Source organism: Frankia sp. CcI49, assembly GCF_001983215.1.
Taxonomy (GTDB): domain Bacteria; phylum Actinomycetota; class Actinomycetes; order Frankiales; family Frankiaceae; genus Parafrankia; species Parafrankia irregularis.
Genome location: NZ_MOWP01000015.1, coordinates 269,916 through 290,079, shown reverse-complemented (window position 1 = coordinate 290,079; position 20,164 = coordinate 269,916). Strand labels below are relative to the sequence as shown.

Here is a 20,164-nt window from a genome sequence, read left to right as displayed (position 1 = left end):
GTTCGGCGGACGTCACGGCGGCGCCGTGCGCCTAACGTTCCTCCCGTCGCCGGCTCTCCCCGGGCCAGAAGGCGAAAAGGAACCCGCAGGAAACCGGGAGGAACCAGAAATGCAGTGGATCACCATCGCCGTCCCGCCGTTCGACACCGTCGAACAGGCCGACGCCGTGTTTGCCCAGGTGGGCGTGGAACCCGCCGGCCTGCGGGCGCGCTATGTCGGGGCGGGCCCCGACGGCCGGCTGCGCGTCGTCGCCCTGTGGGAGTCGAAGGCGCACGCGGACGACTTCTTCGCGACGACCCTCGGCCCGGCGCTGGCCCGCGCGCTGGGCCCCGAACCCGCCGGCCGGCCCGAGATCATCGGCATCGACGTCGCCCGCGCCTACGTGAGCCAGCCAATCGCCTGAGAGCTCGGCGCGACAGGACTTCAACAGCTCCCTGACTCGAAAGGTCCAACAAGGCAATGAGGCTTCAGGCAGGCCGGGTCGCGCTGGTCGCCGCTGTTCTGTGGGCGGCCGGCTGGGCCGTCGCCGACAGCGCCGAGGCGAGTACGGATCTCCCTGGTATCGCCAATCGCAGTGGCGATTTCAATGGCGACGGCCGCGACGACATCATTTCCTTCGGCGGTACGACCGATGGCGCGGATGTCGCGCTGAGTACCGTCCTGCCGGCGCAGTGGAGCTCGCTGACGACCTTCGGTGCGCGGGAGCACTGGGCAGACGCGGTGCGCGACAACGGCGCTGATGTGACGCTGGTCGCCGACGCCGACGGAGACGGCAGGGATGACCTCGTGACCATCACCATGCGGGGGAGCAACACTGGTGCGGTCCGCGTCATGCTCAGTACCGGCTCCAGTTTCGTCGACGCGCCCGGCTGGCTGGACTCCCTGCCCGCCGGGCAGCTGCTGACCGTCGACGACCCGGCCGCCGTACCGGCGGTCGGCGACTTCAACGGCGATGGCCTGGCCGATGTCGCGGCCTTCGTCACCGCCGGCTCCGAGGCCGGCACCATCCGGTTCGCGCTGTCGACCGCAACCGGTTTCGATTCCGTCCAGGCCGTGGCCAGCGCATTTCCCACCGGGACCAAAGCGGCACCCGAGGTGGGCGACGTCAACGGCGACGGCATGGACGATCTCGTCGTCTTCACCCGAGGCATCGCCGCGGACGTGTACGTCTCGTTGTCGACCGGCTACGGGTTCGACCCCGCAACACTGTGGCAGGACAGTTTCGCGGCCGGCAGCGAATATCCCGCGATCGGGGACTTCAACGGTGACGGCCGGGACGACATAGTTTCCTTCACCCACAGCTCCGCGGCCGACGTGTACGTCGCACTGTCGACGGGCAGTGGATTCGCCGGCTCGACGAAGTGGCAGGACTATTTCGCGCTCGAATCAGAGTACCCGGGCGTGGGTGACGCCAATGGGGACGGCCGCGACGACGTCCTGGCCTACACAGGCGGTCCCGCCAACGACGTGCGGGTCGCGCCCAGCACCTACTTCTGGACGTCCCGGACTGGAATCGTCCAGTACTTCGGAAACAGCGAGAAATGGCATGACAACTTTCCGGTCAGAAACTACGCACTAGGACTCACTCTTTGGCATTGAGCCTTTCCCGGCCCGCCGCGCGGCGGTGCGCGGCGGAAGGAACAGCACCGCATGCCAGATCGTGAACGGGCGGTGAGGTCCCCTTCGGCGTCACCCGCTGCGGCTGAGGCCAGTCGCAGCGTCCCGTGCCCCGTATTCGCCGCACCACAGCGAACGCGGGGCTTCGGCGTGCCAGCCGCACATCGCACTCGCCCGCTTCGAGGACTGAACGAGCCTGGGCACCCGCACCGCCCCGTCGGTTGCTCTTCCGCCGCCGACAAATCCCGGGTCGTGAGCCGATTCGATTCGAATTTGGCAAACCTCCCCAAAAATGGATGTGGACTGTTCAGCACGGAGATCAGATTCGTCCGAGAGGACGACGCCAGATCACCGGAGGTGCTGCTGTGCGTGAACCAGCTGTAGTTCGGCTTCGGGTGGCGGGGCCCAGCCCGGGCGGTGCGGGCGAGCCACCACCATGCCTCCGGAGCCCACGCGTTCCGGTCGGCTAACTGAAGCGGGCGGCCCACAGGGCGCTGATGGGCAGGGCCCAGATCCGGTCGCCGAGGTCGAAGGGAAGCGGACCGGTGTGGAACACGACTCCCGCGCGGAAGTCCGCACCGAGCTGATCGCGTAGCCAGGCGAGATGACGGGCGTCCCGGGCCGACGGCGCCGAGGATGCCTTGATCTCGATCGCGATCACCTGGCCCCGGCCGAGGTCGATGACGATGTCGACCTCCTGCCCGTCGCGGGAGCGGATGTGGTGCAGCCGGGCACGCGGGTGCAGCAGCGTGACCTCCGGTCGCAGCTGAGCCACGACGAAGGTGTCGAGGATCCGGCCGAGCAGATCCCCGTCACGCAGGACGCTCTGCTCATCCACCCGGGCTGCGGCGAGCGCGAGGGCGGGATCGGTCAGATACCGCTTCGCCCGTTTGGTCAGCCTGTGCAGACGGTTCGTCGACCAGGCGGGAACGAGGTCGAGCAGGTACAGCGCGCCCAGGATCCGGTCGTAGGCGTCCGCCGTCCGCTGGTTGATCTCGGCGGCCTGGCAGAGCGTGCCGTCGGCGGGAAGCCCGGCCGTCGAAAGCCCCAGCACCTCGAGATAGCGGCGCAGCCGGACGGGGTCGCGCTGCTCCCCCGCGGCGGCCACATCGCGGGTGACGACATGGTCGACATAGGCGTCCAGCCAGGCGAGCCGCCCACGCGCGCTCAGGTGCAGGGCGGCCTGGGGAAAGCCGCTGCGCAGCGCCAGGTCCACATAGTCGTCCAGGCTCGGCGGCGGACCGGAGACGCTCAGGCGGGAGAGATCGCCGGTGAGGAGCAGTTCGAGCAGGCTCGGCTGGTCGACCGCACCGGCGATCTCCCGCTCGGTCAGGCCGTGCAGCACCAGCCGGACGACCCGCCCCGTGCCGGGCCACTGGCGGGTGGTGAATTCCGCCTCGACGCTGCCCGTGAGGAGGAACCGGCCAGGTCTGGGATCTTCATCGACCGCACGCTTGACCGCGCCCAGGACCTCCGGCACCTCCTGCCACTCGTCGAGGAGGACCGGCTCGCTCACCCGGCGCAGGGCCGCATCCGGATTCGCCGCGACCGCCGCGGCGACCGCGGGGTCGTCGAGCCGCAGAACGTCGCCGGCGATCCGCCTGGCCGAGGTCGTCTTCCCCGCCGCACGCGGGCCCGTGACCATGACCGCAGGCAGCTCGGTGAGCAGGTTCGCCAGCGGACCGTCGGCGATCCGCGGAACGTACCCTGACATGGGCATACAGCAACACTACATGTTTTGCGGGGCCTGTAGTACAAGTTCTGCGGGCCTTCGAGTACACGTTTTGCGGGGCATTGCGCAGGCTGAGCACCAGGGCATCGGCACCGAAGTTGGTGCTTGGCCTCGACCAGTGCACCCGGCGACGGATGCGACCGAGCCGGGCCGACGTCCCGTCCGGGGATCCTCACCCCCGCGCGGGACGTCGGCCGGCGAGCGCGGCCGCCGCGGGGCCGGCCAGGACGGTGAGCGTGGCGATCCGGTCGGCGAACGCCCTGCGTTGGCTGACGTTCACCAGTGTGATCACATCGGCGGCCGCCGCCAGCGCCACCAGCGCGACCAGGTCCGCCGGGGCGGCCTGCGAGGTGACCTCACCGCGCAGCACCGGACCGGCGGCGCGGTTCAGCTCCCGCACCCGAGGCCGGTCGAGGAGCACGACCGCGGACGTCGGGATCACGGAGAGCACCCGCCCCCGGGCCACCCGCAGCCAGCCCGCCGACTCCAGGTCGTCACGGGTCTCGACCACTGCGCAGCGGTGGTCGTGGTCGATCCAGTCCACCCAGGCTCGCGGGGCGGGAGCCTCGCTGATCTGGCGGTAGACCGCGGCGACGAGCGGATCGGCGCGCCCGGCCCCGCCCCGCGGCGTCGGCTCCCCTCGCCCGGGCGGCAGGTCCGCGGCCACCCGGACCAGCCCACCGTCGTCGGTGAGCCATCCGTCCGTCTCCAGTTCGACCAGCGCCGCAGCCCGCAGGGCCCGGCCGAGGCGCCGGTTGGCGTACATCTGGTCCTTCTCCAGGTTGTAGGCCAGGAGATAAAGCTTCGCAGGCAGCGAGGTGGGCAGGTCAGGATTCACACGAATGTGAATACAACGCCACGCCCACGCGGCCAGTACCGCAGGCGACAGCCCCGGCACACGGCCAGGCCTGCGTGCCGAGCACCTCCCGGATGTTCATGCCGGTGCCGAAGCCGTCGACGGCGGCCACCAGGACGATCATCGCCGCAGCGGCGTGGATGCTGCTGGGAGCGGTCATGAGCCGGGCTCGCCGCCGTGGATGGACGCGAGAAGCCGCGGGCCGCACTCGGTTCAATCAGAGCCCTTATCACACCTGGCACGGCGGTTTCCGGGAATGCTCCATGCTTTCCCGGGGCAGCGAGTACGGCCTGCCGGATGCCGTGACCCGTCAGCGCCTGGCCGCCTGGACCGCTGAAGGCCGGGGCGCATTCGCGCCGTGGGCCGTGCGGGGGGCCCATGACGGGATCGCCTTCGCCACGCAGGCTCACACTTTCGGCGACTGGGACCAGATCAACAATCCGACCTGGCTGCATGCGCGTTTCCGCGAGGCCTACGGATCCCAGGAAGCGCCGTGCTCACCGTTCGTCGAACCGTAGGCCGGCCGGGATGGCGGTGACGTCCCGCGGGCTCTCGTTGAGCTCACCCGAGGTGGCCTGGGGTGGCGGGTGTCGCCGAGGCGAAGGCACGGGGCCTGGCGGTGACCGGGCCGGACAGGCGCGTCTCGCCTCCTGAGCGGTCCGCCCGATACACAGCAGTTGTTCAGGTGCTGCTCAGCAATGGGCCTTAGCGTAAGGACCATGACGTCCGGGCCCGAGCCCCGAGCGGCCGCCGGGCGCGCCTTCGGGTTACGCGGCATACACACCCTGCTGATCGCCTCCGCCGTCACGATCGTCACGCTCGCCGTGGTGGTCGCCGTGCTCGCGTCCCGGCCCGGCGGGAGCCCGCAGGCACGGGCAGGCACCGTCCCGACGCCGTCGGCGAGCCCCAGCGCGAGCCCGTCCCCCAGCGTGGCGGACGTCTACCAGCGGGTCGTGCCGTCCGTGGTGGTGGTGCGGACAGAGCACGGGACGGTCGGCTCCGGGGTGATCGTGGCGGGCGACGGCAGCGTCCTCACCGCCAGCCACGTCGTCGCCGACGGCGGCGCGATCAGCCTCACCTTCTCCGACGGGACCCGGTCCACCGCCACGGTCGCCTCGACCGACCCGGAGACCGACACCGCGATGCTCACACCGGCGACACTGCCGCAGCCGGTCGTGCCGGCCACGCTCGGCAGCCGCGTCGAGGTCGGCGGCGAGGTGATCGCGCTGGGCAACCCGCTCGGGCTGACGTTCAGCGTCTCCTCCGGCGTCGTGTCGGGCCTGGATCGCACCGCGCCCTCGACGGCCACGGAGAGCGGCGAGCTGTCCGGGCTGATCCAGTTCGACGCCGCGGTGAACGCCGGCAGCTCCGGGGGCCCGCTGCTCGACGCCGACGGCCTGGTCGTCGGGATCGTCGTCTCCATCGCCGACCCCGGCAAGGACGAGGCGTTCGCCGGCATCGGTTTCGCCGTGCCCATCTCCAGCGCCCTGAGCAGCGGCGGTGGCGGCTCCGGGCCCGGTGGCGGCCGCGGGCCGCGGATCTGACGTCACCAAGGTCACGAAAGGTATCGACAGAGACCATGACACAGGACGCCGACGTCAGCAGGCCCGCTGGAACGGCCGGCGGGGGCACCGGCAGCGGCACCCCCATGGCCGCACCCGTGCCCGTGCCCACCCCGGCACCCGCCCCCTCCCGCGGCGCGGCCAGCCCGCTCGAGCAGGTGCTGTTCGAGGTGAAACGCACGATCGTCGGGCAGGACGTGCTGCTGGAGCGGATGGCGATCGGACTGCTCGCCGGCGGCCATCTGCTGGTCGAGGGCGTACCGGGGCTGGCGAAGACGCTGGCGGTGAAGTCGCTGGCCAGCGCGGTCGGCGGGCAGTTCCAGCGGATCCAGTTCACCCCGGACCTGCTGCCCGCCGACCTGGTCGGCACCCGGGTCTACCGCCAGCACACCGGGGAGTTCGAGACGACGCTCGGCCCGGTCTTCACCAACCTGCTGCTCGCCGACGAGATCAACCGGGCCCCGGCGAAGGTGCAGAGCGCGCTGCTGGAGGTGATGCAGGAGCGCCAGGTGACGATCGGGCGCGAGACCTACCCCGTCCCCGACCCGTTCCTGGTCCTGGCGACGCAGAACCCGATCGAGTCCGAGGGGACCTATCCGCTGCCGGAGGCCCAGGTCGACCGCTTCATGATGAAGGTCCTGGTGCACTACCCGGCGCCGGTGGAGGAGCACGCCATCGTCGACCGGGCCCTGCGGCCCCCCTTGCCGACCCAGCGGATCCTCACCCCCGAGGACCTGGTGCGGATGCGGGCGCAGGTCCAGGACGTGTACGTCGACCCGGCCATCGTCGACTACGCGGTGCGGCTCGTCGTCGCCACCCGCTCGCTGAGCACGGTGGGGCTGGGCAACCTGGACCGCTACGTCACCCACGGCGCCAGCCCGCGTGCGTCGATCGCCCTTGTGCTGGGCGCCCGGGCGCTGGCCTACCTGCGCGGCCGGGACTACGCCGTCCCGCAGGACCTGTACGCGCTCGTCCCCGACGTGCTGCGCCACCGCCTCGTGCTGTCATACGAGGCGCTGGCCGACGACGTCGCCCCCGACACCGTCATCGCCGGCGTGCTGCGGGCCGTGCCGATGCCCGAGGTCCCGCTGCGGGCCCGCTGATGGCGGGCGCACCCGACCGGCTGCTGCTGCGGCTGGAATGGCAGGTGGTCCGCCGTCTCGACGGGCGGGTGCTGGGCGCCTACCGCACGCCGTACCGCGGGTCCGGCCTCGACTTCGCCGGCCTGCGCGGCTATGTCGAGACCGACGACGCCCGCCGCATCGACTGGAACGCGACCGCCCGGCTGAACGAGCCGCAGGTACGCCAGTTCACCGAGGACCGCGAGCTGACCCTGTGGCTCGTGCTCGACCGGACGGCGTCGATGACCGTCGGCGCCCCCGGCCGCGGGAAGCACGACGTCCTGGCCGAGCTGGCGCTGGTGCTGGCGCGGCTGTTCGGGCGCGGCGGGAACCGGGTCGGCGCGGTCCTCCACGACGGCGCCGCGACCCGGGTGGTGCCACCGGGCACCGGCCGTGGCCAGGTGCTGCGCATCGGCCACGAGCTGGCCCGCACCGCCACAGCACCACCGAAGGCGGGCACCACCGACGTCGCCGCGATGCTGGGCACCGCGGCCCGCCTGGCCCGGCGCCGGTCGCTGATCATCGTCATCTCCGACTTCATCGGCACCGCCGGCTGGGATCGGCCGCTGCTGCGGCTGGCACACCGCCACGAGGTCGTGGCCCTGCGCGTCGTGGACGCCGCCGACGACGCCCTGCCGGAGGTGGGAATCGTCCTGGTCGAGGACGCCGAGACCGGCGAGCAGCTGCTCGTCGACTCCGGTGACCCGCTGCTGCGCGCCCGGCTGCGCGACGCGGTGGCCGAACGTGAGGCGGACCTGGCCGGCCGCATGCGCCGCGCCGGGGTCCCGCTGCACCGGATCGACACCGACCGCGACCTGCTCCCCGCCCTCGCCGGGGTCGCCGCCAGCACCCGGTGGCGGCGCACATGAGCCTCACCGCCCCCTGGCTGCTCGTTCCGGGCGTGCTGGTCGTGGCCGCGCTCGCCGTCGCCGCGACGATGACGGCGCGGCGGCGTCGGACCGCTCTCGCCGCGGCAGGTGTGGACGTCGCCGCGGGCCGCCGCGGGCCGCAGCTCGGGATCTGGCTCAGCCTCGCGGGAATCGCGGTGCTCACGTTCGCGGCGGCGGGGCCGGCGGCCTCCGTTCCCGTCTCCCGCGCCGCGGGCACGGTGATCGTCGCCGTGGACGTCTCGAACAGCATGGGCGCGACCGACGTGACGCCCACCCGGCTGGACGCGGCGAAGAAGGCGGCGGCCGCGTTCGTCGCCGCCCAGCCCGACAGCGTCGACGTGGGCGTGGTCGCGTTCCAGGACGGCGCGCTCACCACCCATCAGCCCAGCGCCGACCACGCCGCCGCCGAGGAGGCGATCGACCGGCTGAAGGTCACCGGCGGCACCTCGCTGGCGGAGGCGATCCTCACCTCGCTGTCGGCGATCACGGGCCGCACGGTCCGGCTCGGCGCGGACGGCTCCGCGCCGGACCTGGGGTACTGGAGCTCGGCGACCATCGTGCTGTTCTCCGACGGCGAGGACGGCGGCACCGGTGCCAACACGGGCACCGGCGGCAGCGGCGGCAGTAGCAGTGGCGGCAGCACCGGTGGTGGTGGCGCCGACGCGGCGGGGGCGACCGAGGCCGCCGCCGAGGCCGCCCAGGCCGCCGGGGTGCACGTCGAGACGGTCGGTGTCGGCACCACCGCCGGCGCGACCGTCGAGGTGGACGGCTACCGGCTGCACACCGCGCTGGACGAGGACACGCTGAAGGCCATCGCCCAGACGACCGGCGGCTCCTACCACCCGGCCTCGCAGGCCTCCGAGCTGGACGGCGTCGCCTCGGCCATCGACCTGCGGCGGACCACCCAGCACGAGGACCTGCCGCTGGCCGGGGCGTTCACCGCCTTCGCGGTCCTGCTGCTGGCAGCCGGCGCGGTCCCCACGATCCTGCGCACGGGAAGGGTCGCCTGATGTCCCTCACCTGGCCCTGGGCGCTGGCGACGCTGCTCGTCGTCCCGCTGCTGACCGCCGTCACCTGGCTGGCCCGGCGCCGCCGGCGGCGGGCCGCCATCCGGGTGACGTCCGTCGCGCTGCTGCGGGTGGCGCTGCCCGGCCGGAAACGGTGGCAGCGGCACATCCCCGTCGCCCTGTTCGTGCTCGGGCTGGCCACGCTCGGCGTCGGCGCCGCCCGCCCGCAGGCGAGCGTCCCGATCGCGGCGAACTCGACGACGATCCTGCTAGCGCTGGACGTCTCGGGCTCGATGTGCTCCACCGACGTGTCCCCGAACCGCCTCACCGCCGCCGAGAAGGCGGCCACCGACTTCATCCGGGCCCAGCCGGGCGGCTCCCGCATCGGCCTGGTCACCTTCGCCGGCACCGCCGGCCTGCTCGTCCCGCCGACCGACGACACCGACAAGCTGCTGGACGCGCTGAAGAGCCTGACGACGTCCCGCGGCACCGCCATCGGCCAGGGAATCCTCACCTCCATCGACGCCATCGCCGAGGTCGACCCGTCGGTCCCCCCGACCGGGGCGGACGTCCCGGCCGGCGGCGTCGGCGGGGAGTACGCGGCGGACGTCATCGTGGTACTCACCGACGGCGCCAACACCGTGGGCGTCGACCCGCAGACCGCCGCGGGGGAAGCCGCCGCCCGCCGCCTGCGGGTCTACACGATCGGCTTCGGGACGACGACACCGGCGCCGATGGTCTGCGACAGCTCGCAGATCGGGGACGACGCCTTCGGATTCGGCGGCGGGTTCGGCGGGGGCGGCGGCTTCGGTGGCGGAGGTGGTGGCTTCGGCGGCGGCCGCAACGGCGAACGCGACCCGCGGGCCATCGACGAGGACGCGCTGAAGCAGGTCGCGAGCACCACCGGCGGCACCTACTACCGCGCGCAGAACGCGAACGAGCTGCAGGACGCCCTTACCGACCTGCCCCGCACCATCACCGTGACGCACGAGCACCGCGACATCGCCTCCTGGTTCGCCGGCATCGGTGGCCTCCTCGTCGCCGCGGCCCTCGCCCTCTCCCTGTGGTGGAACCGCCTGCGCCGCCCCCAGCCGCCTCGCCCGGGCACGGTGACATGACGGGGAACTGTCCGCGTCGGCACGACAAGAAATCGGCGATGCTCAATCACCTGGCCAGGCCGGCGTTCGCATCGTCGCCGAAGGTAGCGGCCGCATGTCTGGTGGCCTGCCTGGACGGATCCGGTGCGGGCATCATGCCGGGCACGGGCACTGGACGGGCTGCCGGCCGTGCGCCGCGCCGCCGGAACACCAGCGCGCCGGCCGCGGCCGCGGTCAACGCCTGGCATCCGAGCAGTGCCACGGCCGTTTTCATGATGTCCCCGCCGGCCAGAACGAGGGATGCCGCGGCCAGCGGGGTACACACCGCGAGCACCCAGACGATCTTCCGGTTGCCGGCTCCCAACAGGTATGTCGCGAACAGCAGAGTGACCGAAAGGAAGGTGGTCGCGACGGCGAGCACCCACAACGACGGCGCGGCCACCGCCAGATCCGGCCCGAAGAGCACCGACATGAACTGACGGCCCGCGACCGCGCCGACGGCGGCCAGTCCCAGTCCCGGCGTGACGACGACAGCCATCGCCATCGCCAGTGCCCGGTGCGCGGGCCGGCCCTCCCGGTGCCGCCTGGCCGCCTCCGCGAGCAGGTAGCTCGCCACCGCCAGCCCGAGGAACACCGGCACCTTGCAGGCGGTGGAGATCGCCGCGTAGCCGCCCACCGCGTCCGGGTTGAGCCAGCCGACGACCACGACGTCGATGTTCTGCAGCAGGGCGAGCGGCACCAGGGTCGCCAGCGCCACGGAGGTGTCCGCGATCAGCGCGTCCCGGGTCCGCCGCCGCGGTGCCGGGGACGCCGTCGCCGCGGCGGGCGGATGGTCGGCCGGCGGGAGCGGCGGGAGCGGCGGGACGTCCCGGGGCGTGCGGGCCACCGTCCGGCGGGCGGCCGCGGCACCGACCACGGCGCCGACCAGCAGACCGAGGCCGGCGCCGTTCACCCCGAGCCCGGTCTGGGCCGCGGCGACGATGCAGGTCACCCGCAGAACCGTCTCGAAGATCACGTTCCGGGCGAGGCCGGGATAGTTGCGCCTGGCCTGGAGCAGCCCGCGCTCGATGCACACGCCCACCCACAGGGCCGCGGCGCTCGCCGCCTCCGCGATCGCGATCGGATGCGGGTAGGCCAGCAGGGCCGCGACCGGTCTGCACAGCGCGAGCGACGCCAGCGCGGCCACCAGCGCGGCGAGGAACGTCATGGCACGCAGCCGCCGGATCCACTGCCTGCGCTCGTGCCGGGTGCCGTCGGTCTGGACCAGGTCGCGGTGCACGACGGCGCTCAGCACGGCGGTGCCGACCACGGCGAGAACCATGTAGACGTTCGTCTGGACGACGACGGCGCCGTATCCGGACGGATCCATGATCCTCGCCAGCGTCAGGTTCATGACGAGGTTGAGGGCGTTGGCGACGATCCCGGCCGCTGCCAGCAGCATCGGCCCGCGCAGCATCTCGGTGACGACATCCCGCCTGATCACCGTGGCCAGCACCCCACCGCGCGGCACGTCACCCACCGGCATCAGCCGTCACAGCTGCCGGGGCCGGATCCGCCGCATCGGCGGGATCAGCCGGATCAGCCGAATCAGCCGAATCCGCGAGCTCGGCCACGGCGATGCGGAACAGGCCGACGAACTCGCGAGCCGAGTCATGGCTGAACAGCCCACGGGCGTAGCAGAACGTCAGATGCACCTGTCCGGCCATCCGGACGACATGGATGGCAAGACCCTGCGGCATCCTCGCCGGGGCGGTGAGGTGCAGGTCCAGCAGCCGCGGGCCGCCCGGGCCGACCGTGAGGCTGGTCGACACATGGCCGATGTTGCTCACCGCGACAGTCGGCATGAGCGCGGGCCGCGCCAACGCGACGGCGAACCGCAGCAATCCCGTTCGCAGCCGCCCCGGCATCGCGGTCAGGCACCGCTGAGCCAGCTCTCGCGCCACCCCCAGCCCTCGCGCCGCTGCCGGACGGCGCGGCCCTGCCGGTGCGGCCGGTGCGGCCGGCCCTGCCGGCGCGGCCGGGCCCGGCGTGCCTGACGACGTCGCCTTCGCGGCCGCCGTCCCGTCGACGACGGTCCCGAGCAGCCGCGACGGCACATCGCGTTCGACCGGGCTGCTCGCGATGATGGCGAATCCGGAGGACAGACCGTCCAGGTCACCGGATGCCGCCGCCCGGACCGGGACCCGGACCCGCAGGGTTCCGCTGGCCCGCCCGCGGCTGGCGTTCCAGCGGTCGGCGGCGAGGTGGGCCGCGGCGACCAGCACGTCGTTGACGGTGGGCCGTCGTCCGTCCGGCAGTCTCGCCGCGCGCGGCGCGGGGATCACCTGGGGCACGAACGCGAATCCGCCGATGTCCGATGCCCCCGCCGGGCGGAGGAAGCGTGAGTCGTGAGCCGGCCATCGGACGGTTCCCGTTCGGGCCGCCCGGCACGGGCCGACGGCCGGGCCGTCCGGCGGGGCCGCGCCTCCCGTTCGCGGCACGCCTCCCGTTCGCGGCACGCCGCCTGATCGCGGCGCGCCACCTGGTCCCGGCACGCGCCCCGCACCGCCATGGAACGCGTTGGATGTGTCGGCCCGGACCAGTGCGCGGGCCGGCGGCGGCTGGTAGGCCGCCATGGTCTCGGTCAGCAGGACGAGCAGGCCGCGGCCGTCTATCGCCAGGTGGTGCCCGACGATGCCGATCCAGTCGCCGTCCGGATGGTGCACCACCAGCAGCCGCACCAGCGGCGCGCGGCCCAGGTCGATTCCCGCCAGCATGTGCTGGCGCAGGGCGTACCAGGCGTGGCGCGGACTGGCGACGGCGGCCTCGGCCACCGACGCGCGGCGCGGATCGGGGAGGATGCGCCAGCCACCACCCCCTGATCGGCCGGGCAGCTCGGACCTGGCCGCCGGGTGCCGTGCGAACACCGGCAGCGTCGCCGCCGCCAGGCAACCGGCGTCGACATGCCCGTCGGTCCGGCCGAACAGCGCGATGATGATCGGCATCTCGCTCTGCTCCGACGCCAGCAGCACCTGCTCTGGCAGGCTGAGCGGGCGGTGGGCGACCCCCCGGGCCGTAGCTCGGCCGGTCACCGTCCGGCCCCCCGCCGGCTCCGCCGAGGAATCGAAAGCGCGGCCACGGTCGCCGCGAAGGCGATGGCACCGGCCGCCTGCGCCCATCCGCTGAACGCGCCTTCGCCTGTCCTGGGTGCCACGTCCGGGGTGACGAGCATGACGACGCCGGCGGCGACCACTCCGGCCGCGGCGACCCATGGCAGCGCGTGGGGCCATCGTTTCGCCGCGACGGCACACAGCGGTACCGCGAGGGCGACCGGACCGGCCACCAGCAGCACGGCGAGCGTGGCCGCGGTTGTCGTGACCCACCACCGGGGCAGCCTGGCGCCCGCCCGCAGCAACGTCGACCGCCGCGGGTCCGGGAACCGGGGGTAGTCATCCGGGTCCGACGATCGGCGTAGCCGGATGCGGCCGGGCACCAGCACCAGTGCCACCAGCAGCAGTGCCAGCACGAGTCCGACGGCGAGGCCGGTCCGATAGCGAAGGCCGGGCCTGTTCTCGATCTCCACCGTGCCGCTGGCACCCGCCGGCACGATCCAGCCCTGCTGCCAGCCGTCCAGGCGCACCGGTGTCAGCGGCTCACCGTTGAGGGTCGCCGTCCAGGAGCGGCTCGCGTTCTCGTGCACGGCGAGGAACGCCCGCGCCCCCGCAGCGATCTCGACCGTTCGCCGCTCCGCCGTCCATTCCCCGACGGTGGTCTGCCGCGGCGCAGCCGCCTCCTCGGCGACGGCAGTCTGCGCGGAGGCGCCCGTTTGAGCAGAGGCGCCGGACTGAGCGACGGTGCCGGTCTGCGCGGAGGTGCCGGTCTGCGCGGAGGTGCCGGTCTGCGCGGTGGCGCCGACCAGCGAGATCGTGTCGACGAGCAGCGCGGATTCGTCCCGCACGACAGTCAGCTGGTGCGTCCCCGCGGCCAGCGCGACCGTGCCGTCCGGTGTGCACAGGGTCGCGCGCATCGGTTGCCCGGAGGCGAAGTCGGTGGTGCTTCCCTCGACCCGCATCCGGTAGGAGGTGCCGTCGATGACGATCGTGGGTCCCCGCACACAGTCGAGGACTGCGGGCGCTTCGGCTACCCGTGGCGTCCCCTCCTTGGGCGGCACGGCCGTCGCGGTGGCCGTGAGGGTGAACCGCATCGGGCGCGGCGTGTCGAACCTGCGTGAGATCGCGAGTTCTTCCGAGGCGCTGAACGGCTGGGTGATGTCCGCCCGTTCCCGGTCGAAGGCGAACAGCACCGGTCCGGTGGCCGCCCCCGTGAAGAGCCCGGTCGCGTCGGACGGCACCTGGGCGTAGCGCTCGAAGGTCTGCCCGGGCACCGTCAGCTCGGCGATCCCGGCGCCCATCCGCTCCTGGTCACCGCCGACGACGTCGACGAGCGTGACCTGGTACCAGGAGCTCTCCCCCGCGGGCACCGTCAGCCGCTGCGCGTCCTCGGTCGCGGCCACCGGAGTGTCGACCGAGCCGCCCGCCGTGGTCACCCTGATCACCCGCGGCACCGGCCGCTTGGCGATGTCGACGAGAAGCCTGATCTCCAGGTAGGGCACGGTCACCGGCGTGCCGACGTCGGCCCTGAGCCAGGCGCCCTCCGAGCCGGTGGCCGGGTCGGGGCGGGCCATCCACGAGGTGTACGCCAAGCCGTCGACGGCGCTCGCCGGCCCGAACTCGGGCGCGGCCCGCAGCAGGAAGCCGTACGACGACGCCGTCACCGACTTCCCGCCGGCATAGGCGGACGTCGTCTGGTGACCGGCGGCCGGCCGGTCCGTCCACTCCTTCGACAGCTCGCCTCTGCCCGCGGCGTCCTCCGTCGGGCCGAGGAGATAGGAGGCGGAGCTGTGGACGACACCGAAGCTGTAGTCGCGCCGGCCGAACGTGTCGGTGACGGCGAGCCCGGTCGTCGGGGTCAGGACGTCGCTCGGCGAGGTGACATCCGCCAACGCGGCGACCGTGCCCCTGTTCGCCGTGACGTCGGCGGGATCACCGAGATCCTGGGCGAGGACCGCGGCGCGGTCGGTGGGGAGCAGGCCGTGCGCGGCGAGCTGCACCGTCGCCTCGGGGCCGCCGGACACCACCAGAGCGTTCGCGGCCGGGTACGCCTCGACCGTCCGGGCACCGCCGGGCACCGTCCACACCTCCAGCGCGGGCGCGGGGTCGGGGGTGCGCTGCCGGTTCTTCGGCAGCGCCCGTTCCCGTGAGGACAGCCGACCCGGGACCTGGGGCCCGAAGGTCGCGACACGCTGCAGGCCGCTGCGTTCCAGCGCCCGGTGGACCTCGTCCGTGGACGGCGGGATGTCCCAGTCGTCGTCGTCCAGGTTGTTGCGGATCAGGACCTGCCCCACGCCGGCGCGAACGAGCGCGGCGGCGAGGCCGGTGCCGTCGTCGGACAGGGCGTTCTCGACGCCGTCCAGCCAGCGGGTGTTACCGACGCTGCCGAGCGGGATGAGGCTGCGCTCGGCCCACGGCGTCGTGGTGAGCCACCGCATCGGCTCGTCGAGCGGACGCCCCCAGTCGTATTCGGCGAACGGTGTGCCCGGCAGCAGCAGGGTGCGCCCGCCGTCGGGGTTCGCCTCCAGCCAGTCGACGGCCTCCGTCCAGTACCCGGGGACCTCCTCGAACGCGCCGGGCTGCAGGACCTTGCCCTCGAGAACGGGAAGCATCCCGGCGATCAGCGCGACGACGGACAGGACCACGACGCCGCGCGCGGTCACCCGTCGCCAGTCGCCCCGGCCGTGAGCCCACTTGTCGTCACCCCGCCGGTCGTCGCCCCGCCGGTGCCGCCGCGCACGCGCTGCCGGGGGCAGGCCGTCGGCGGCGGTCGGCCGCCGCAGCTGCACCGTGTGCTCCATCGGCTCCAGCGCCGTGACCCCGGTCGGCCCGGTGCCGGTCAGCGCGGTGCCGGTGTTCCCGGCCCTGCGTGCGAGGCGGCCCACGACGATCCCGAGCGCATGGGTCAGCCCGAGAGCCATCGGCAGGTGCGTCACCGACATGAACTTGAACACGTTGCGTAGCGGACTCAGCGGACCCTCGAGCAGGGCATGCACATGGGTGGAGACCGGGCCGCCCAGGGCACCCGAGTACCCGGCGGTGATCGCCACCGTGCCGATGCCGAACGTGACCAGCAGGAACCTGCGCGCCGGCAGATCACGGCGCGCGAGGCCCCACATCGACAGCGCCGCGATCACGTAGGAGCCGGCGATCGCGTACCGCGAGCTGACGAGCGCGGTCGCGGCCGGTAGCCAGGCGGTCGGCAGGCGCAGGTACGCCATCCAGTCGGTGGCGGTGCGCAACGTCTCGGGCACCGAGGCGGTCGACGTCGTGACGGCGACGGACTCGGTGAACGGGATGAAGTCCATCCCGAACCTGCCCATCGCCACCAGGCCGATCGCCCACCAGGCCGTCGCGAGCACGACCGCGACGCACCACCAGGCCCGCAGCGCCCACACCCGCCGGCTGCCGCCCGCGAAGGCCAGCAACACCGCCGGGCACAGCAGCACGCCGGCCACCACGCTCGCGTTGACGCCGCCGATGCACAGGACCGCCAGGCCCGACAACGCGGCCGCGCGGCGCGGGGCGAGCCTGGTCTCGGCCGAGACGGGCCTGCCGGCCACCGATGGCTGTCGGTTCCGCCGCTGTGACTGCCCCCGGTTCCACTGCCCCCGGTTCCACTGCCCCCGCCGCCGCCCACCGGTGGCGGGTTCCGGCGGCGCCTGGGGCCCGGCGAGTCCGGTGTCGTCCCCGCCCGCACCGTCCGGCCGCAGGGCACGCACCAGCGGTAGGACGATCCACGGCAGCATCGCCGCACCGGTCATCGCGACCGAGCTCGCCCCGATCTTGCCCAGGAACATCGGGGAGAGCGTGTAGCCGAGACCGCCGAGTACCCGGCTCGCCGGCCGGCCGATCCGCAGGGTGTCGGCGAGGCGCACGACGCCCCAGGTGGCGACCGTGAGCAGCAGGGCCATCCAGAGCCGCTGGGTGAGCCACGGCGGCAGGCCGAGCAGATGGCCGGAGAGGAAGAACGTCCCCATCGGGAAGAGGTAGCCGGAGACCTGGTTCGGGACGAACCCGAAGTCCGAGGTCGAGTTCCACAGATGCGTGGCGTCCGACAGGTACAGCTGCGGGTTGACCGCGACGGCGAGCTTCGTGTCGGCGGTGAGGTTGCCCGGCGCCTGGAGCACGAACAGGGTGATGTATCCGAGTGCGATCCACAGCAGATGCCAGCGGGACGTACGCGCCGCGCTGGCGGGGTGGACGTCGAGCGCCGGCTCGGCCGGCGGGCCGGCGGATCGGCCAGCCGATGGCCCCGCTAATCGTTCGGCTGATCGCTCGGCGGAGGATTCGGCGGAACGCTCGGGGAGCCGCACCGCGGATCGCCCGGTGGCCGCGAACGGTGGCGTCGTCGGTGGCGCCACCGACGGTGGCTTAGCCGGCACCGGAGATCGCCTCAGGTAAATCGGATACTATATCCATTCGCAAACGCCTCTTCCGCGTCAGCTCAGCCGTCGGGGACAGTGGACCGCCGGCCGCCTGCCCTCGAAGCAGACTCGACCACCCAATGTCGCAGCCACTATGGCAGAACGCCGCAAAGCTGGCTATACCGAACATTCGATGTCTGCGAACATTTACGGACGAAAACCCTCCGCTTCGATCTGACACCAGCGGCGATTTATTGCTTACCAAGAGCAAGAAAAGCGAGGCCACACCCGGGCGATACACACCCTGAGCAGTGAGCCCTCCACTTTGGCGGCGCCGGTCGGAAACCCGTGCACACGCCGATGTCCCCGGTCGTGCCGCGGCACGACCGGGGACATCGGCGCCAGGGAGGGAGAAGTACGGTTACACGCGGCGCGGGCCCGCGAGGTGAGGCCGGGGTCAGGGCTCGGGGCGCCGGCTGGGCGCCGACGGCGCCGCGGTCACGAGCACGTCCCGTTCCCGCGTGGAGTCGGCGGGCGCATCCGTGCCCTCGCGCGGCCCGGGCAGCTGCGGCGCCCCGTCGAGGCTGGCGCCTTCGACGTCGACGTTGGGCAGGACGCGGTCGAGCCGGCGCGGCAGCCACCAGGCGGAGCGGCCGAGCAGGGCCATCACCGCCGGGATGATCGTCATGCGGACGAGGAAGGCGTCCACCGCGACCCCGAAGGCGAGCGCGAGGCCCATCTGCTTGATCAGCGCCTCCGGGGTGAGGATGAACCCGGCGAAGACACTGATCATGATGATGGCCGCGGCGATGACGACCCTGGCTCCGTGGTCGAAGCCGTTGATGACCGCGCTGGTCGGGTGCGCGCCGTGGACGTACTGCTCACGCATGCCGGTGACCAGGAAGACCTGGTAGTCCATGGCGAGGCCGAACACCAGGCCGACGACCAGCAGCGGGAGCAGGCTCATGATCGGCCCGGTCTGGCCCTCGATGCCGATCAGGCCGTCCAGCCAGCCCCACTGGAAGACCGCGACGGTGGCGCCGAGGGTGGCGACGACCGTGAGCAGGAATCCGCCGACCGCCGTGAGCGGGACCAGGATCGAGCGGAAGACCAGGCAGAGCAGGATGATCGCCAGGCCGACGACGACGATCAGGTACGGCACCAGCGCGTCGGAGAGGCTGTCGGTGATGTCGACCGCCAGCGCGGTGGAACCGGTGACCGCGACCTCGGCGCCGGCCGGCTGCGGCAGGTCACGGATGGCACGGACCAGGTCGGACGTCTCCTCGGCCGCCGGGCCGGAGTTCGGGATGACGCTGAACACCGCCGTGTCACCGGCCGGGTTGACGGTCGCCGGGGTGACCTTGGCGACGTCGTCGAGCCCGGCGATGCTGTTCGCGACGGCAGCCGCGGTCGCGGCCGGGTCCGCTGCCGGTGCGGCGGCGGCACCAGCGGCGGCACCACCAGCGGAGTCGCCGCCGCCGGGCCGGGTGTCGATGGTGATCGTGAGAGGGCCGTTGAAGCCGGCGCCGAAGTCGGCGGACAGGAGATCGTAGGCCTTGCGGGCCGAGGTGTCGGGCGCCGAGGTGCCCTCGTCGGGCAGCGCGAGGCGCAGGTCGAGCGCCGGGATGGCCACGACGCCGAGGCCGATGGCGGTGCCGACGAGGACGGCGGCGGGATGGCGCGTGACCCAGGACGCCCAGCGGCGGCTGCGGGTGGTGTCGGTCGGCCGGTGCTGGGCGGCGGCCTCGGCGCGGGGCCGGACCCGTCGCCCGGCCACGCCGAGCATTGCGGGCACCAGGGTCAGCGCGACGGCGACCGCGAGCAGGACGGCGACGCTGGCCGCGATGCCCATCTCGGTCAGGAACGGGATGTTGACGACGGCGAGCCCGACCAGCGCGATCGCCACGGTCAGCCCGGCGAACACGACAGCCGACCCGGCGGTGCCGATGGCCCGGCCGGCGGCATGCTCACGGTCGAGACCGCGGCCCAGCTCCTGGCGGTAGCGGGAGATGATGAACAGCGAGTAGTCGATCGCGACGGCGAGGCCGAGCATCACGGCGAGCGTCGAGGTGTTCGACGACAGCTCCATGAAGCCGGTCGCGGCGGTGATCGCGGTCATCGCGATACCGACGCTGACGATCGCGACGAGCAGCGGCAGGCCCGCGGCGACCAGCGAGCCCAGCGTGATGACCAGGACGACGGCGGCGACGGCCAGCCCGATCAGCTCGGTCGCGCCGCTGTGCGAGGCCTCCTCGGCGGCGTCACCGCCGGCCTCCACCGTCAGGCCCGCGTCCCGGCCGGTGCCGATCGCGTGTTCGAGGGTGTCCTTCGCCTCGTCGGACAGGTCAGCCGAAGCCACGGTGTAGCTGACCTGCGCGTAGCCGACCGTGGCATCCTGCGAGAGCTGGTTGCTGTACGGGTCGGTGACCGTGGCGACGTCGGCCCCGCCGGTGAAGTCGTCGACGACGTCGGCGACGGCGGCCCGCCAGGCGGGGTCGGTGAGCTTCTGCCCGTCGGGTGCCGCGAGGACGATCCGGGCGACCGCTCCATCCGCCTGCATGGCTGGGAACCGGTCCTTCAGCAGGTCCACCGCCCGCTGGGATTCGGTACCCGGCAGGGTGAACGAGTTCGACGTCGGGCCCGACAGGGTCGCCGCGCCGATGCCGCTCAGTGCCAGCACCCCGATCCACAGGGCGATGACCAGTCCGCGGCGGCGGAAGGCGAAACGCCCGAGGCGTTGTAGGTGGAATGCCATGCCCCAAGCCTTGTCGCGACGGGCGGTGAGCACATCCAGCCAGCGTGGACACTTCGCGCTACCGCAGCCGC

At 72.9% G+C, this 20,164-nt stretch carries 15 protein-coding genes; 8 read left to right on the top strand and 7 right to left on the bottom strand.

The genetic code is table 11. The features are described 5' to 3' along the window. The first annotated feature begins 109 nt into the window (after positions 1-109). On the top strand, positions 110-403 hold the full coding sequence (locus CcI49_RS14555) for a hypothetical protein (RefSeq protein ID WP_076827138.1): 294 nt from the start codon (positions 110-112) through the stop codon (positions 401-403). Positions 404-459: 56 nt separating this feature from the next. Further along, positions 460-1,599: a VCBS repeat-containing protein gene (locus CcI49_RS14550; RefSeq protein ID WP_076827136.1), complete on the top strand. Its 1,140-nt coding sequence runs from the start codon at positions 460-462 to the stop codon at positions 1,597-1,599. Positions 1,600-2,083: 484 nt separating this feature from the next. Here the strand turns inward: CcI49_RS14550 and CcI49_RS14545 are convergent, their stop codons facing one another. The 3 genes from CcI49_RS14545 to CcI49_RS14535 form a co-directional block, all read right to left on the bottom strand. After that, positions 2,084-3,337, bottom strand: a complete 1,254-nt coding sequence (locus CcI49_RS14545) for a DUF4143 domain-containing protein (RefSeq protein ID WP_076827134.1) — start codon at positions 3,335-3,337, stop codon at positions 2,084-2,086. A gap of 184 nt (positions 3,338-3,521) precedes the next feature. Further along, a complete protein-coding gene (locus CcI49_RS14540; protein ID WP_054569377.1) occupies positions 3,522-4,187 on the bottom strand; it encodes a GPP34 family phosphoprotein in 666 nt (221 codons plus the stop codon). Then, positions 4,177-4,365 (bottom strand): hypothetical protein, encoded by a 189-nt coding sequence (locus tag CcI49_RS14535; RefSeq protein ID WP_076827132.1) that lies wholly within the window; start codon positions 4,363-4,365, stop codon positions 4,177-4,179. The genes CcI49_RS14540 and CcI49_RS14535 overlap by 11 nt, the downstream gene beginning before the upstream one ends. Before the next feature lie 103 nt (positions 4,366-4,468). Between CcI49_RS14535 and CcI49_RS14530 the strand changes: the two genes are divergently transcribed. The 6 genes from CcI49_RS14530 (at position 4,469) to CcI49_RS14505 (ending at position 9,903) form a co-directional block, all read left to right on the top strand. Then, positions 4,469-4,723: a hypothetical protein gene (locus CcI49_RS14530; protein ID WP_076827130.1), complete on the top strand. Its 255-nt coding sequence runs from the start codon at positions 4,469-4,471 to the stop codon at positions 4,721-4,723. Positions 4,724-4,924: 201 nt separating this feature from the next. Beyond that, entirely contained in the window at positions 4,925-5,749 is an 825-nt protein-coding gene (locus CcI49_RS14525; RefSeq protein ID WP_054569379.1) for a trypsin-like peptidase domain-containing protein, read from the top strand. Between the two features lie 104 nt (positions 5,750-5,853). Next, the gene (locus CcI49_RS14520) at positions 5,854-6,870 is read left to right on the top strand and encodes a MoxR family ATPase (RefSeq protein WP_054569621.1); all 1,017 of its coding nucleotides are present in this window, start codon (positions 5,854-5,856) and stop codon (positions 6,868-6,870) included. Continuing rightward, positions 6,870-7,757: a DUF58 domain-containing protein gene (locus tag CcI49_RS14515; protein WP_054569380.1), complete on the top strand. Its 888-nt coding sequence runs from the start codon at positions 6,870-6,872 to the stop codon at positions 7,755-7,757. Before CcI49_RS14520 ends, CcI49_RS14515 begins: the two co-directional genes overlap by 1 nt. Beyond that, a complete protein-coding gene (locus CcI49_RS14510) occupies positions 7,754-8,788 on the top strand; it encodes a VWA domain-containing protein (RefSeq protein WP_076827371.1) in 1,035 nt (344 codons plus the stop codon). Before CcI49_RS14515 ends, CcI49_RS14510 begins: the two co-directional genes overlap by 4 nt. Next, complete coding sequence (locus CcI49_RS14505; RefSeq protein ID WP_054569382.1) at positions 8,788-9,903, top strand: VWA domain-containing protein; 1,116 nt, start codon at positions 8,788-8,790, stop codon at positions 9,901-9,903. The genes CcI49_RS14510 and CcI49_RS14505 overlap by 1 nt, the downstream gene beginning before the upstream one ends. Positions 9,904-9,949: 46 nt before the next feature. On the opposite strand, the gene CcI49_RS14500 is transcribed toward CcI49_RS14505, so the two are convergent. From CcI49_RS14500 to CcI49_RS14485, 4 genes are all read right to left on the bottom strand, one after another. Next, the gene (locus CcI49_RS14500) at positions 9,950-11,401 is read right to left on the bottom strand and encodes an oligosaccharide flippase family protein (protein WP_235498250.1); all 1,452 of its coding nucleotides are present in this window, start codon (positions 11,399-11,401) and stop codon (positions 9,950-9,952) included. Next, a complete protein-coding gene (locus tag CcI49_RS40550; protein WP_131831095.1) occupies positions 11,394-12,953 on the bottom strand; it encodes a hypothetical protein in 1,560 nt (519 codons plus the stop codon). Before CcI49_RS40550 ends, CcI49_RS14500 begins: the two co-directional genes overlap by 8 nt. Then, positions 12,950-17,356, bottom strand: coding sequence for an alpha-(1->3)-arabinofuranosyltransferase family protein (locus CcI49_RS14490; protein WP_241840061.1), 4,407 nt, complete (start codon positions 17,354-17,356; stop codon positions 12,950-12,952). Before CcI49_RS14490 ends, CcI49_RS40550 begins: the two co-directional genes overlap by 4 nt. 439 nt (positions 17,357-17,795) lie before the next feature. Next, entirely contained in the window at positions 17,796-20,093 is a 2,298-nt protein-coding gene (locus CcI49_RS14485; protein ID WP_083749511.1) for an MMPL family transporter, read from the bottom strand. Positions 20,094-20,164: the final 71 nt, after the last annotated feature.